This window comes from Cohnella sp. 56, assembly GCF_037963805.1.
Classification (GTDB): domain Bacteria; phylum Bacillota; class Bacilli; order Paenibacillales; family Paenibacillaceae; genus Cohnella.
The window spans coordinates 121,029-135,342 of sequence record NZ_JAZDQE010000002.1 but is presented as its reverse complement, the minus strand read 5'-3'; the positions used below and the strand labels follow the sequence as shown (position 1 = coordinate 135,342).

The following is a 14,314-nucleotide window of genomic DNA, read 5'->3' as shown; positions in this document are numbered from 1 at the left end:
GCTCAGCGCTCCAGCGCCACCGGCACCGGCAGCTGCTTCATGACTTCCTGGAGAACGCCGTCGGCGGTAGCGCCCTGCATGCGCGCCTCCGACCGGAGATGGAGACGATGGGCGAGTACGAATGGCGCGGACGTCTTAATATCGTCCGGTATGACGTACATCCGGTGCTGAAGGAGCGCATACGCCTTGGCGCATGACGCCAGCGCGACGGTCGCCCGCGGGCTCGCGCCCAGCAGCACCGACGGATGCTTGCGGGTAGCGCGGATGAGCTGCACCAGATAGTCGGCCACGCCTCCGTCCAGATGAATGCCGGACGCGAGGCGCTGAATCTCCAGGATGTCTCCGACATCGGCCGCCTGGCCCAATTGATCTGCCGCGCGCGACGATCCGGGCTCCAGCACGAGCCTTTTTTCCGACGCTTCGTCCGGATAGCCGAGCGATATTTTCATCAGAAACCGGTCCAGCTGCGCCTCGGGCAAATTGTACGTGCCTTCGAATTCGATCGGATTCTGCGTGGCAAACAAAATGAACGGCTGCGGCAGCGGGTAAGTGACGCCGTCGACGGATACGTGGCGCTCCTCCATCGCCTCGAGCAGAGCCGACTGGGTCTTCGTGGTCGCCCGGTTGATCTCGTCCGCGAGCAGCAGGTGGGACATGACCGGACCCGGCCTGAACACGAATTGCTCCTGCTTGGGATGGTAGATCGATACCCCCGTGATGTCGGTCGGCAGCAGATCGGGATTGCACTGGATGCGGTGGAACGTGCCTCCGATCGATCTGGCCAGCGACTTGACCAGCTGCGTCTTCCCCGTGCCGGGGACGTCCTCGATCAATACATGTCCGCCGGCTACGAGCGCGGTCAGCAGCCAGGCGATCTCCTCTTGCTTTCCGTATATGCATGATTCCATATTGCGTCTGATTGAATCTAGTAATTGCATGGCGGCTTGAAGTTCCATCGAAGTCCCTCCTAATGGGATCATGCGGTAGTCGTAGGCTACACTTTAATTATACCTGATGAATATTGCCTACTACAATTTTGCAAAACTCCAAATAATAATAGAAAAAAAGCCAATTCGCGGGAGCGAATCGGCTGCAAAAATCAGAGTGTGAAAGCGAAAAAAACGCGCAAATCGCAAGCTGCGTACGGGCGGAGCCCGAACGGCGGCGACGAGAGTACGGCCGTCAGGCGAGCGTGACGATCGCAGTCCGCGAACAGACCGCAACCTAAAATTTACATAAACTCCGTCCTCAGCCCTTCGGCTTGACCGCCAGCGCGGCCAAAAACGAAAAGATGATGGCCGCCGATATGCCGGCGCTCGTCACCTCGAATATGCCGGTGATGATGCCGATCCATCCGACCTCCTGCAGCTCGCTCAGCGCGCCGTGGACGAGCGCATTGCCGAAGCTGGTGATCGGGACGGTCGCACCCGCGCCGGCGAAGTCGACCAGCGGATCGTACAGGCCGAGTCCGTCGAGCACCGCGCCCGCTACAACCAACGTCGCCATCGTGTGCGCCGGCGTCAGCTTGGCCACGTCGAACAGCAGCTGCCCGACGACACAGATCGCTCCTCCGACCAGAAAAGCCCACAAAAATTGCATCGCATGTCCTCCAATCGTTATTGTTCGATCGAGACGGCGTGGGCGATGCACGGGATGCTCTCGCCCTGCTGAAACGACAGCGGCGAGAGAAGCGCGCCCGTCGCCACGACCAATATCCGCTTCAATTCGCCCTGTGCCATCCGCTTGAGCAGATGACCGTACGTGACCGTCGCCGAACAGGCGCAGCCGCTGCCGCCGGCCTGCACCTTCTGCTTCGCTAGGTCATAGATGAGCGTCCCGCAATCGCTGAACTCGGTCTCGGCGATCGGGACGCCGTGCCGCCGCAGCAGATCGGCGGCAATCGGATGGCCGACCGATGCCAGGTCGCCCGTCACGATCATATCGTAGTAGCCGGGTTCCCTGCCGGTCTCCAGCAGATGCGCCTGAATCGTATCCACGGCGGCCGGCGCCATCGCGGAGCCCATGTCGAACGGATCCTTGAGGCCCAAGTCGACGATGCGTCCGATCGTCGCCGCCGTGATCCGCGGGCCCCGGCCCTCGGCCGCGACGACGGCCGCGCCCGCGCCGGTCACCGTATACTGCGCGGTCGGCGGCTTCTGCGAGCCGTATTCGGTCGGATAGCGAAACTGCTTCTCGGCGGTGCAGTTGTGGCTGCTCGTACCCGCCATCACGTGGCGGGCAGCGCCGGATGACACGAGCAGCGCCGCCAGCGCGAGCGTCTCCATCGAGGTCGAGCAGGCGCCGAATACGCCGATGTACGGCGCGCCCAGCGTGCGCGCGGCGAACGTGCTGCTGATGATCTGGTTGATCAAGTCGCCGCCGACGTAAAAATCGACCTTGTCCTTGGACAGCTCCGCCTTGGACAGGGCGATATCCGAAGCCTGCTCCAGCAGCACCCGCTCCGCCTTCTCCCAGCTCGGCTGCTGGATCGTCATATCCGGATGCACGAGATCGAAGTCGCCGGCCAGCGGGCCTTCGCCTTCGTCCGGTCCGACGACCGTCCCCGTGCCGATGATGACCGGTGGCTTGTCAAAAACCCACGTCCGCCTGCCCTGCAGCATTAATGGCTCACCCCCAGGATCCAGTAGACGATCCCGACGAAGAAGGCGGCCACCGTGCCGAACACGATGACGGAACCGGCGAGCTTGAACATGTTGGCGCCGACGCCGAGCACCAGCCCCTCGCTGCGATGCTCGATCGCCGCCGAGCACATCGAATTGGCGAAGCCGGTGACAGGCACGGCGGTGCCGGCGCCCGCCCACTGCGCGATCTTGTCATAGACGCCCAGGCAGGTGAGGATGACGGAGACGAGAATCATGACCGCTACGGTCGGATTGCTCGCCTCCTTGCTCGACATGTCGAACGCGGCTGCAAAAAAATTTTGCACGCCCTGACCGATCAGGCAAATAAGCCCGCCCACGAAAAACGCCTTGACGCAATTGGCGAAGACGGGTCTTGAAGGCTGACGGTTTTTGGCGAATTGCTGATATTCCTTCGGCGACATGGACAGCGGCTTGTACGAAGCTGGCCCTCTTCCGGCCTCTTTGGTCGCCATGGTTGCCATTCCCCTTTCCGGCTCGGACTGTAGTCGTTGTTCATTATTTGCCGGAGAGGAACACAATATGGATGGGAAAAGGTGGGGCGGGCGGCAGGCGGTCTATCTCAGCAGCCTGCGCACCCATTTGAGGCGATCGCCGTATGGCGGATAAGCCAGTCCGGGGTCGAGGGATCTCGCGCCGCGCCGGACGACGCTCTTGGCGTGGGAGAACAATTCGAAGCTGTGGCGGCCGTGATAGGCGCCAAGTCCGGACGGGCCTATGCCGCCGAATGGCAGACGGGGATTCGAGATGTGCAAGATCGTATCGTTGACGCAGCCGCCGCCGAACGGGATCCGCTCCAGCACTGCGCGCTCGGCGGACTTGCTGCTCGTGAACAAGTAGAGCGCCAGCGGCTTCGGCCGATCGCGGACGAACGAGACGGCCTCGGCCAGATCGTCGTAGACGACGACCGGCAGCAGCGGGCCGAAGAGCTCGTCCTGCATCGCGGCTGCATTCGCCGCGGTGTCGGCCGCCGCGCCCAGATCGAGCAGCGTCGGCTCGATGTACCGGTCCGCTCTATCCGTGCGGCCGCCGTATACGACATGCTGTCTGTCCTGCGCCAGCACCTGTGCCAGCCGGTCGAACTGGCGCTCGTTCACGATGCGGCCGTAATCCGCGCTGGCCGCAGCGTCTTCTCCATAAAAAGCGCGGATTGTCCCGATGAGCAAGGAAATAAACTTGTCCTTCATGCTGCGGTGAACGAGCACATAATCCGGCGCGATGCACGTCTGGCCTGCATTCATCAGCTTGCCCCAGGCAATTTTTTTGGCCGCGAGCGGCAGATTGGCCGTCTCGTCGACGATCGCCGGACTTTTGCCGCCCAGCTCCAGCGTGACCGGCACCAGATTGCGCGCCGCCGCTTCCATGACAATTTTGCCGACGGACGTGCTGCCTGTGAAAAAAATATAATCGAACGGCGCATGGACAAGCGCCGATGTCAGCGCCTTGCCACCCTCCAGCACGCGCACGTAAGCGGGCTCGAACGTGTCGCCGATCAGCCGCGCGATCGCGGCCGCGACATGCGGCGTCGCTTCGGACGGCTTGAGCACGGCGCAGTTGCCGGCGGCGATCGCGCCGATGAGCGGCTCGAACAGCAATTGCACCGGGTAATTGAACGGTCCGACGATCAGCACCGTGCCGTAGGGCTCCTTGCGAATGAAGCTTGTTGCGGGCAACATCGCAAGCGTCGAGCGGACGCGCTTCGGGCGCGCCCATCGCCTGAGATGCTTCGCCGCGTATCGGAGGCTGCCCAGGACGAGCCCGATCTCCGTTGCATACGACTCGAACCTGCTTTTGCCGAGGTCCGCCGCGAGCGCCTGCATCAGCGCTTCCTCATGCAGCCGGATTGCCCGGCCCAGCTTTTTCAGCTGCTCGATCCGATAGGCCAAGGGCAATGTATGCCCCGCGGCAAAATAGTCGCGATGCGCCCGAAGTGCCAGTTCAACGTTCGCTGCTTCCGTCAACAGGCTTCCCTCCCGTTCTCTCCAACATTCGATCGTTTTTGCGCCTGACAGGCACGGTTGGGCGAAGGCCCACATACAATGATAACAGTTCGCGCGGCAAGATGATCTGACAACACGAGGAGGCCGTCCTGTGCCCGGATTTTTCACTTCGATAGCGCTATTTATCAAGCAGCTGTCCCTGCTCGTCTCCTACGTCAAAAACAACGCATTCCCGCAGCCCTTGTCCGAACAAGAGGAGAGCAAATACTTAGGTCTGATGGCGGAGGGCGACGCCAGAGCGCGCAATCTGCTCATTGAGCATAATCTGCGCCTCGTCGCGCATATCGTCAAAAAATTCGACAATACCGGCGAAGACCTCGAGGACCTGATCTCGATCGGCACGATCGGGCTGATCAAGGCGATCGAGAGCTTCCAGGTCGGCAAAGGCACGAAGCTCGCCACATTTGCGGCGCGGTGTATCGAGAACGAAATTCTGATGCATCTGCGATCGCTGAAAAAGACGCGCAAGGACGTGTCCCTCCACGACCCGATCGGCACGGACAAGGAAGGCAACGAGATCACGCTGCAGGATATTCTCGGCAGCGAGCCCGACGACGTCGTCGAGAAGGTCCAGCTGAAAATCGAGAAAAGCAAAATCTATCAAAATCTCGACATCCTCGACGAGCGGGAGCAGGAAGTTATCCGGGGCCGGTTCGGGCTCGACGGCAGAGGCGGCGACGAACGCACCCAGCGCGAGATCGCCCGCGAGCTTGGCATCAGCCGCAGCTACGTGTCGCGTATCGAGAAGCGGGCGCTGATGAAGCTGTACCACGAGTTCTATAAGGCTAAAAAGTGAGACTAGAGGCCGTTGAGCGGGAGCCCGAACGCTAGAATCCCGGCCGCCTCGAGAGTGCCATCAACCGAACATGTTCAGATCGTAGGCAGACGCTCGTCGCTCTTGTACAATAGAATCGACATTCAAACTGGCGTTAGCGGAGCGTAACTCATGTTCGACATCGTACTGTCGGGACCCGACGACCAACCGATTTATATTAGGCTCTATACGCAGCTGCGGGCGCACATTCGCGACGGGAGCATCCCGGACGGCGCACGCCTGCCTTCCGTCCGCGCCTTGCGGCAGCAGCTTAATATCAGCAAGACGCCGATCGAGACCGCGTATCAGATGCTGACGGCGGAAGGCTACGCGGTCAGCCGCCCGCGGTCCGGACTGTATGCATCCAATCCGCTGCCGGCCTCGGCGCAGCGCGGAGACGGCACGGCAGCGGCCGCGCGTCCCGGCGCCGCGCCGGTGTCGGAGGCCCCCTCCGCCAGCCGGATCGACTTCGATCCGACCCGGCTTGACCACGGCGCCTTTCCGTTTCGAATCTGGCACAAGATGCTGAAGGATGCGCTGGAGAACCACGCTGGCCTCCTCGGCAGCTATGGAGATCCGCGCGGCGAGCCGGAGCTGCGTCAGGCGCTCTCCGAATACCTGGGCAGCGCCAGAGGCGTCCAATGCTCGCCGGAGCAGATCGTCGTGGGCTCGGGCATGGCCTACAGCATCGGCATCGTCGCCAAGCTGCTGGCCGGCCGGAACCGGGTCGCGATGGAGGAGCCCGGCTATAACCTCGTGCGCGATCATTTGCTGCTCAGCGGCTGTCAGGTACTCCCCGTTCCCGTCGGCGACAGAGGGCTGAGTCTGGACGCGCTGGCAGCCAGCGCAGCCCAAGCCGTCTATATTACGCCGTCCCACCAGTTTCCGACCGGCAGCATTATGCCGTACCCGGAGCGCGAGCGGCTGCTCGCATGGGCGCGCGACAGGGACGCCTATATTATCGAAGACGACTATGACGGCGAATTCCGCTATGTCGGCAAGCCCATCCCCTCTCTGCAGGGCTTGGACACGCACGGCAGCGTCATCTATATCGGCACGTTTTCCAAGGCGTTCACGCCGGCCGTGCGACTGAACTACATGGTACTGCCGCCGCAGCTTGCCGATCGCCTGGCGCGCATGCCGCATGAAGTGCTGCAGGCGCCGTCGCGGATCGAGCAGTGGGCGATGCGTTCGTTCATCGGACAAGGCCACTGGTTCAGGCATGTACGCAAAATGAGAGGTCTGTACCGCAAACGCCATCGGCATCTGAACGAATTGATCCAATCCATGCTCGGCGAACGGGTCGGGATCACGGGGCAAAATGCCGGACTTCACCTGCAGCTGACCGTAAAGGGCGGGGGCTCTTCGGAGCGGCTTGTCGAGGCGGCAGCGGCGGCCGGCGTAAAGGTGTACGATCTGAGGAAGATGTGGGCGGACGGGCGGCAGCCGGACGCGGATCTGCCTAAGCTATTTTTCGGATTCGCGGGCTTGCAGCAGGACGAAATGGAGGAGGGCATCGGGCGGCTAGCAAAGGCTTGGCGCGCTGACCTGTGAGCTTGCTTGCGACGCGGCATATCCGCTAAGCGGACATAGCACGCGCCGACTCCGCAGCGCGCTCCCTGGCGGCATTGCGCGAGGAGACAAACACACCGGCCAAAATTAGCGCGAGACCGGCCGCCATATGCAGCCGCACGGACTCGCCCAGCAGCGAGAATCCCCACAGCAGCGAAAACGCCGGCAGCAGGTAAGTGACCATCGTCGCAAATTCGGGGCCACCCTCCTGCACGATGCGATAAAACAAAATATACGCGACGCCCGAGCCGAAAACGCCTAAGCCGACAAGCACGGACAGATGATGCGGAACGGCGAGCTCGCGAACGGACACGCGCTCGGTCGCCAATGCCATGACGCCGCTGCCGAGCATCGAGAACAGCAGGGTGCAAAAGGTCGCCTGATAAGGCGTGATCTTTTGCAGCAATATTTTGGACAGCTGCGAGCCGAGCCCGTAAAGGAACGAGGCCGCGAGCATGCCCGCGGCGCCCCGGCTATCGATCCGGCCGCCGGAGGTAAGGCCTGGCCCTAACAGAACGACCAGGCCGGCCACAGCGACGGACATGCCGATCCAATGCGCACGACGCGCGGCGGCTCCGAAAAATACGATGCCTAGCGCAAGCGTCCATAGCGGTGTCGTCGCGTTCAGCACGGATGCCATCCCGCTCGCGATCCGGGTCTCGCTGAGCCCGATGATTGCCCAAGGCAAGCAAGTATTGACGAGCGCCATGACGGCTGCCGCACCCCAGGGCATCCCCCTGAAGCCGAAAGGCTTGCCGGCCCAGGCCATATGCGCCGCGATGACGGCCAAACCGAGCGCCGAGCGCAGGAACACGATCGTCCAAGGTTCGAACGCCTCAAGAAGCACCTTGATAAAATAGTAAGAGCCGCCCCATATCAAGCTGAGAAGCAGCAACAGCGCCAACAATGTACGCCGCATCGCGATTTCGCCCCTTTCCGCACAAACGCCGGCTTCAAGCTTCGAATTTGCGCAGCAATACCGCCAGCTCCTTCACAATCGCTTCCTGATAGGCTTGGCCTGCATTGTAAAGCTCCCCGATCTCCCGGTAAACGCCATCCAGAAGCGTACCGTAGTCCGGCTGCGTCTTGTCCGGATTGTCCCGCTTGAAGCGGTCCATGACGGCCTGAATATAAGCGGGCCTCGCGCCCCAACGCCCGCGCACCTGCCCGTCCCGCCCGATGAACACGGCGATCGGCTGTGCGCGGCCGCCGTCGGTCAGGAACAGATCCATCGTCTCCGCATGCGCCTCCATCGGCAGCAACTCGACGGGTATGCCGGCATCCTCCAGCACACGCAGCAGCACGGGCACGTTCCAGATGACGTCCGGACACCAGTCCGTGCACAAGATGAAGACGCGGAGATCGGTCGCGCGCCGCAGCGAGGAGGCGAGAGACGCGCCCGCCTCTCCTGCGGGCAGTGCGAAGCTTTCGTAGATTTCGGCGAATCGCGCCTTCGTATCGGGGATCCCGCTCAGCTGCATTCTCCGCGCCTGCATTTCTTCCATAAAACGTGTGGACGTCCAGCCTTGTCCGATCATGTGCTTGAGATTAATCCCCATGCTGTTTTCCATCGCCGTTCACGCTTCCTCTCGTCTGCAACCGAATATAGCTCAACTATAAAATAAAACTGACCCTCTCCAAAGGGTCAGTTTTAAACAAATTATAAAGGTCAGAATCTCATGGTTATCCATTAAATCCGTTCCACCTGCAGCAGCGCGATTTTTTTCGTATCGTACGTTCCCGACAGCTTCTCCTCGCCGATGACGTTCAGCTTCACGAGCCCCGCGATCTTCGACGGATCCGCGCGCGAGACGAGCCGCCACACGTCATCGTCGGGCAGCGCGGACTTCAGCTTCTGATCGTCGTATTCGCGCCGCTCCTGAACGACGATCTTGACCTTGTAGCCCCCGACTTCCGCCTGCGCCAGTCCCTCAGCCTCGCATTCGCCGAGGATGGCGCCGCGCAGCTCGGCCAGCTCGCGCTCGATCTCCTTCTGCCGGCTCTTCAGATCGTAGTACCGTTTGACCGCGGCCTTGTCCATTCGCCTCACGCCCCTTCCCTTTATCTCATCTATATGAGACTTGGGGGCGAGGTAGACGGATTATTCAAGCCGCATCCGGCTCAACTGATTTTGAAGCTCGCAGTGCTGCAGCCGTCGGCCGACTTCTTCACCTCGAGCACCGCCGGGATCGCCTGCTTCAGCTCCTGCACATGCGAGATGATACCGATCATGCGTCCGGTCTGCTGCAGCTGGACGAGCGTATCGACCGCCTTGGCGAGCGATTCTTCGTCGAGCGAGCCGAAGCCCTCGTCGATGAACATCGTCTCGAGCGACACGCCTCCCTCGTAAGCCTGGATGACGTCGGCCATGCCGAGCGCCAGGCAGAGCGAGGCGTTGAACTTCTCGCCGCCCGACAATGTCTTCACATCGCGGAGCTGGCCGGTATAGTTGTCGAACACGTCGAGCCCGAGCCCGCTCTGTCTGCCGTGGCGCTCGCGCCGGTCGCTGCGCGTCAGGTAAAATTGACCGCCCGAGATCGTCCGCAGCCGCAGATTGGCGGCGGCGAGTATCCGGTCGAGAAATTCGACGAGCAGATAGCGCTCGAACGAGATCTTGTGCCTGTTCTCGCCGCGCACGACATCGTACAGATCCTTGACGAGCTGGAACGCCTGCTCGGCCGTCCGCCACTGCTGCTCGGCCGCCACGAGGCGCTCGCGTCCCTCGCCGCCTCTGTCCAGACAGTCCTGGGCCTCGCGCAGCGACTTGCGCGTCGCCTCGAGCGCCCGCTCCATCGCCTCCGCCTCTTCCGCGAGCGCGGCGAGGTCGGCCCGCTCCTTGCCTTCGAGCTGAACGCCGAGCTCCTCGAGCTGCCTGCGGACCGTCTCGAGCTCCGTCCGGAACAGCTCCAGCTCCCGCTTCAGGTCCGCGATGTCACGCTCCGGCAGCTTGGCGGCCCGATAGTCCGCCTCCGAGCCGAAGCCCGCCCGCGCCAGCTCGGCCGCGAACTCGTCCTGGGTCTGCGCCAGCCTCGCCTGCGCCTCCTGCAGCTGCCGCTCCTCGCCGGCCAGCCCGGCGCCCGCCGCCGCATGCCGCTCGCCGGCCTGCCGCAGCAGCTCCTGCGCCTGCCGCCACGCCGCCTCCAGCCGTCCCTTTTCCAGCTCCGTCTCCTTGATCCGGCGCTCCAGCGCGCCTGGCGTCCGATGCGCTTCAGGCAGGCCGGACAGCATCCGCTCGTACACGGCGCGGTCGGCCGCATACGCCGTCCGGCGCTCCTGCGCGCCCGCGACCGCTCGCTCCTTGGCGGCGAGCGCAGCCTCCAGCGCGGTCTCCTCGCCCTCGAGCTGCCGCTTCAGCTCGCCCAGGCTCGTCTGCTCCGCCTTGAGCCGCTCCACCTCGACCCGCATCCGCTTGCCCGCTTCGACGAGCTCCGCATACGCGGCCGCTGCCCGGCCGGGCTCGTGTCCGTTCGCCGCGATGTCGGCCGCCTTGTCCCGCAGCTGTGCCGCCGTATGCTCGCGCTTCGCCTTCGCCGCCAGATACAGCGTCTCCCGCTCCGCCCGAACGCCGCGCTGCCGGTCGAGCGCTTCGCGGGTCGGCATATCCGCGGGCAGCGCCGCTCTGCGCGGATGCTCCGCGCTGCCGCACACCGGGCAGGGCAAGCCGTTGTGCAGATGCGCGGCCAGCTGTCCTGCCTGCCCCTCGAGCCAGCGGGCTTCGAGCGCGAGGTAGGCCTCCGCCGCCTGCTCATGCGCCAGCCGCAGTCCGGCCTCCTCCTCCGCCAGCGCCTCCGCGGCGCCGGTCAGCTGGACATAGTCCCGCAGCAGCGTCGCCTCCTGCAGCATCCGGTCGAACCGCTCCCGCAGCTCGGGCAGCCCGCGCACGGCCTCATCGGCCTGGCGCACGCGCTCGGCCAGCGCCCTGCGTCCGGCCACCCGCTCCGCTGCCGCGGTCTCGGCCTCCTGCTGCGCGCGTCCCGCCAGCTCGGCATCCCGCTCGAGCCGGGCGAGCGCCGTCCGCTTGTCCTCCAGCTCGCGCACGATGGGCAGGTCTCTCGCCAGCTGCTCGAGCGCCCCGACGAGCTGCTCGCGCTTGCCGGCTCGACTCTCCTCATCGCGATAGCGCTCCTGCGCCGCGGCCAGCTCTCCCTCCGCGCGCACGAGCGATTCGGCGGCCGCGCGGCTGCGCCCTTCGGCCGCCAGCACCTGCGCCTTCGCGTCCGCGAGCATGCGCTCTCTGACCTCGAGCGGCAGCGTCTTCTCGGCGAGCGCGAGCCGCCGCCGCTTGTCCTCGATCTCCGGCAGCCGCGCCTCGCGCGCCTCCTTGTCCTGGCGTTTGCGCGCCTGCTCGTCGAACAGCTCGTTGACTCTGACCGCCCGGTGATAACGCTCGACCAGCGCCTTGTGCTGCCTGACTTGTTCCTCGAGCCTGCCCTGACGGCCGGCCAGCTCGGCCTCATAGTACACGAGCTCTGCCGCCAGCGCCTCCAGCACCTGGTGCACATTGTAGTGCTCCTGGGCGAGCACGCGATGCAGCTCCGAGCCTTCCCGCTCGGGAAGAGCGAGCCGCAAGCCGGTCGCATGCATGTCGAGATCGCGCTTCGCCAGCTCCCATACCGACTGCGACGCCTTGCGCTTTTCGTTCAGATACTCGGCTACGAACTTGAACAGATGCGTGCGGAAGATCCGGCGCAAGATCTCTTCCTTGTTCTCGGTGTCCGAAGTGAGCAGCTTGCGGAATTCGCCCTGCGGAAGCATGACGATCTGGCTGAACTGGTCCTTCGTTAGCCCGAGCAGACTCTGCAGCCGCTCGTTGATCTGGCGGACCGCCTGGCGGTCGACCATCATCGTCTCCTTGCCGCCGGTCGTCTCCACGAATTCGTAGCGTTCGCCGGTCGCGCTCTTGTTGCCCGTCTTCACATGCGCCAGCTGGCGGAGGATGCGATAGGTTCTGCGCTTCAGCTCGAACTCGAATTCGACGGACGTATAGACGTCGTCCTGCGCGAACTGGCTGCGGAGCATCCGGACGTCGCTGCGGTCCTCACCGCTCGCCTCGCCATACAGCGCAAAGCAGATCGCATCGAAAATGGACGTCTTCCCGGCACCCGTATTGCCCGACACGAGAAACAGACGATTGCCCGCCAGCTCCGCGAAGTCGATGACTTCTGTATCCTTATACGGCCCGAACGCCGTCATCGTCAGCCGCATCGGCAACATGACGCTCATCCTCCTCGCTCTCGACATCGCGCAGCGCCGCCAGGAACAGCCGCTCCGTATCTTCGCCCGCGTCCTCGCCCTTCGCATCGCGGTAGAATGCCCTGAACAGGGTCAGCATGTCCATGCCCGCCTTGCCGCCCGGGACGGCCGCTTCATCCGTTCCGCCCGCCTGCCGCAGCGCAGCATCGCGCTCCACATGCATCGCGTTCGGATACACCGCCCTGACCCGCTCCATCGGCGACAGCACCGGCTGCTCGTCGAGCAGTCTGACATATATGTAGTCCTCGCTCGGCGCGTGGCGCTCGATCTCCTCCATGTACCCGACGACCGTGCGCATGTCGCGTCTTGGGACCAGCAGCCGTTTTTCGACCGTTACCCGTCCTTCGCTGTCCAGCTCGACCGCCAGATATCCCTTCTTGTGGCGCTCCTCGGAGATCGAATACTTGAGCGGCGATCCGGCGTACTGCACCGTCTCCGAGCCGATATAATGGGCCTGGTGCAGATGGCCGAGCGCCGTATAGTGGAATCCGCGGAAATGCGCCGCGCTCACATGCTCCGTGCCGCCGATCGCAAGCGGCCGCTCGGAGTCGCTCGTATTGGGCTCGGCCTCGCCCCTGGGCGTGACGAAGGCATGTCCGACCAGCACATGACGGGCCGCCGGGTCCATGGACGCCCTGATCCGTGCCGCGATCGCGGCCATGGCGTCGTCATAGGAGCGGATCGCCTGCTCCTGCAGCGCCAGACGCACCGCAGCCGGGTCGGCGAACGGCACGAGGTGGAAATGAACCGGTCCATGCGCATCATGCAGCACAACCGGCTCCGACGGATATGCGAATTCGCCAGCCATATGCAATCCCGCCGCCTTCATGAGACCGCTGCCGAAGTTCAGCCTGCCCGGACTGTCGTGATTGCCGGAGATGGAGATGACGGGCGTCCCCAGCTTCAGCACGATATGCTGCAGCGTCCGGTCCAGCAGTCCGACCGCATCGGTCGGCGGCACCGCCCTGTCGTACAGGTCGCCCGCGATGACGACCGCATCCGGCTGCTCGGCTTCGATATCGCGTATGAATTGCTCCAGTATGTATGCCTGGTCCTCGGTCATGTATACGTTCTGGATCAGCTTGCCAAGATGCCAGTCCGCCGTATGAAAAAATTTCAAGTAAAAACACCTTCTTGTCGTTCATTTCCTTCATTATACATCAGCTGGCGCGCGCACAGCGTCCTGGCATACATTTCTTGCCGGCCCGGTAACGGTTCCCATGACAAAACAGCCATGACCTGTCACGGAAAAAGGTGACAGAAAGCGAGGCGCACCCGTGCTAGCATCAGGGATGACATTTATTCATGAGAGGGGCAATACGAATTATGACATTAACGGGATACGCCTATCTGAAGGAAAACTGGCTGAACCTGCTGGTTGCGGTCCACGTGATCTCGGCGATCGTCGGGATCGGCCCCACCTACTTCGGGCATGTGCTGCTGCGGCAGGGGCAGACGCTCGGCCAGCTGCGCCAATCGCTCGGCCTGTCCGCCAGCCTGGAGAAGTTTCCTAAAATCGGGGGAACCATCGCCGTCCTTAGCGGACTGGCGCTCGTCTGGCTCGGCGACTACGGATGGGATCAATGGTGGATCATCGCGGCAATCGTCGATTATGTGGTGATCCAGGTCGTCGTCATCGCCTTTATGGCGCCCGCAGCCGCCAAGCTCGGGGCCAAAGCCGCTGCGGCGCCAATCCCTGCCGAGTCGCCCGTGCCCCAAACGATGGCCGCAGAGCTCAGCCGGGTGAACGCCATTAATTATGTTGCGACGATTCTCGGCATCGTGCTGTTCGCGCTGATGTTTTTCAAGCCGACGTTCTAGACGTCACGCGGTTCCGGTCTCGGAGGAAGCCCGCAGCGCCCTGTGCAGGGCTGCTGCGGGCTTATGTATTTTTTTAAGACCATGACAAATAAATGACGGAGGTCTATAATAACGTAGAACCACACGGCTTGCGGTCAAGACGGCCGCTCCCGCCGATTAATACGCGATGATCCGCGGCCGCATCTTGCCACGGA

General features: G+C 63.2%; 13 protein-coding genes. 3 read left to right on the top strand and 10 right to left on the bottom strand.

Translation table 11 applies throughout. The features are described from left to right. Positions 1-2 precede the first annotated feature (2 nt). From VQ071_RS03595 to VQ071_RS03575, 5 genes are all read right to left on the bottom strand, one after another. Positions 3-956 (bottom strand): AAA family ATPase, encoded by a 954-nt coding sequence (locus tag VQ071_RS03595; protein WP_340512492.1) that lies wholly within the window; start codon positions 954-956, stop codon positions 3-5. A 292-nt stretch (positions 957-1,248) separates the two neighbouring features. Next, complete coding sequence (spoVAE, locus tag VQ071_RS03590; protein WP_340512491.1) at positions 1,249-1,599, bottom strand: stage V sporulation protein AE; 351 nt, start codon at positions 1,597-1,599, stop codon at positions 1,249-1,251. Between the two features lie 17 nt (positions 1,600-1,616). Beyond that, the gene (spoVAD, locus tag VQ071_RS03585; protein ID WP_340512490.1) at positions 1,617-2,621 is read right to left on the bottom strand and encodes a stage V sporulation protein AD; all 1,005 of its coding nucleotides are present in this window, start codon (positions 2,619-2,621) and stop codon (positions 1,617-1,619) included. After that, positions 2,621-3,115, bottom strand: coding sequence for a stage V sporulation protein AC (gene spoVAC / locus VQ071_RS03580; protein ID WP_340512489.1), 495 nt, complete (start codon positions 3,113-3,115; stop codon positions 2,621-2,623). Before spoVAC ends, spoVAD begins: the two co-directional genes overlap by 1 nt. A 102-nt stretch (positions 3,116-3,217) precedes the next feature. Then, the gene (locus VQ071_RS03575) at positions 3,218-4,621 is read right to left on the bottom strand and encodes an aldehyde dehydrogenase (RefSeq protein WP_445293252.1); all 1,404 of its coding nucleotides are present in this window, start codon (positions 4,619-4,621) and stop codon (positions 3,218-3,220) included. 130 nt (positions 4,622-4,751) lie between these two features. Between VQ071_RS03575 and sigK the strand changes: the two genes are divergently transcribed. Beyond that, a complete protein-coding gene (gene sigK, locus VQ071_RS03570; protein WP_340512488.1) occupies positions 4,752-5,456 on the top strand; it encodes an RNA polymerase sporulation sigma factor SigK in 705 nt (234 codons plus the stop codon). A 150-nt stretch (positions 5,457-5,606) separates the two neighbouring features. Beyond that, the gene (gene pdxR / locus VQ071_RS03565) at positions 5,607-7,028 is read left to right on the top strand and encodes a MocR-like pyridoxine biosynthesis transcription factor PdxR (protein ID WP_340512487.1); all 1,422 of its coding nucleotides are present in this window, start codon (positions 5,607-5,609) and stop codon (positions 7,026-7,028) included. 25 nt (positions 7,029-7,053) lie between these two features. Here pdxR and VQ071_RS03560 read toward each other — a convergent pair whose 3' ends face one another. The 5 genes from VQ071_RS03560 to VQ071_RS03540 all read right to left on the bottom strand — a co-directional run bounded on the left by VQ071_RS03560 (position 7,054) and on the right by VQ071_RS03540 (position 13,419). Continuing rightward, entirely contained in the window at positions 7,054-7,965 is a 912-nt protein-coding gene (locus tag VQ071_RS03560; RefSeq protein WP_340512486.1) for a DMT family transporter, read from the bottom strand. A 34-nt stretch (positions 7,966-7,999) separates the two neighbouring features. Beyond that, on the bottom strand, positions 8,000-8,617 hold the full coding sequence (locus VQ071_RS03555; RefSeq protein ID WP_340512485.1) for a thioredoxin family protein: 618 nt from the start codon (positions 8,615-8,617) through the stop codon (positions 8,000-8,002). A 119-nt stretch (positions 8,618-8,736) separates the two neighbouring features. After that, positions 8,737-9,087 (bottom strand): hypothetical protein, encoded by a 351-nt coding sequence (locus tag VQ071_RS03550; RefSeq protein WP_340512484.1) that lies wholly within the window; start codon positions 9,085-9,087, stop codon positions 8,737-8,739. An 80-nt stretch (positions 9,088-9,167) separates the two neighbouring features. Then, a complete protein-coding gene (locus VQ071_RS03545) occupies positions 9,168-12,260 on the bottom strand; it encodes an AAA family ATPase (protein WP_340512483.1) in 3,093 nt (1,030 codons plus the stop codon). Continuing rightward, complete coding sequence (locus tag VQ071_RS03540) at positions 12,217-13,419, bottom strand: exonuclease SbcCD subunit D (protein ID WP_340512482.1); 1,203 nt, start codon at positions 13,417-13,419, stop codon at positions 12,217-12,219. The genes VQ071_RS03545 and VQ071_RS03540 overlap by 44 nt, the downstream gene beginning before the upstream one ends. A gap of 206 nt (positions 13,420-13,625) precedes the next feature. On the opposite strand from VQ071_RS03540, the gene VQ071_RS03535 reads away from it, so the two are divergent. Further along, entirely contained in the window at positions 13,626-14,120 is a 495-nt protein-coding gene (locus VQ071_RS03535) for a DUF2269 family protein (RefSeq protein WP_340512481.1), read from the top strand. The last annotated feature ends 194 nt before the right edge of the window (positions 14,121-14,314 follow it).

Excerpts from the sequence above, each read along its gene's own strand:
- VQ071_RS03595 (WP_340512492.1), bottom strand. The coding sequence starts at position 956 with ATGGAACTTCAAGCCGCCATGCAATTACTAGATTCAATCAGACGCAAT.
- spoVAE (WP_340512491.1), bottom strand. The coding sequence starts at position 1,599 with ATGCAATTTTTGTGGGCTTTTCTGGTCGGAGGAGCGATCTGTGTCGTC.
- spoVAD (WP_340512490.1), bottom strand. The coding sequence starts at position 2,621 with ATGCTGCAGGGCAGGCGGACGTGGGTTTTTGACAAGCCACCGGTCATC.
- spoVAC (WP_340512489.1), bottom strand. The coding sequence starts at position 3,115 with ATGGCGACCAAAGAGGCCGGAAGAGGGCCAGCTTCGTACAAGCCGCTG.
- pdxR (WP_340512487.1), top strand. The coding sequence starts at position 5,607 with ATGTTCGACATCGTACTGTCGGGACCCGACGACCAACCGATTTATATT.
- VQ071_RS03560 (WP_340512486.1), bottom strand. The coding sequence starts at position 7,965 with ATGCGGCGTACATTGTTGGCGCTGTTGCTGCTTCTCAGCTTGATATGG.
- VQ071_RS03555 (WP_340512485.1), bottom strand. The coding sequence starts at position 8,617 with ATGGAAAACAGCATGGGGATTAATCTCAAGCACATGATCGGACAAGGC.
- VQ071_RS03550 (WP_340512484.1), bottom strand. The coding sequence starts at position 9,087 with ATGGACAAGGCCGCGGTCAAACGGTACTACGATCTGAAGAGCCGGCAG.
- VQ071_RS03545 (WP_340512483.1), bottom strand. The coding sequence starts at position 12,260 with ATGTTGCCGATGCGGCTGACGATGACGGCGTTCGGGCCGTATAAGGAT.
- VQ071_RS03535 (WP_340512481.1), top strand. The coding sequence starts at position 13,626 with ATGACATTAACGGGATACGCCTATCTGAAGGAAAACTGGCTGAACCTG.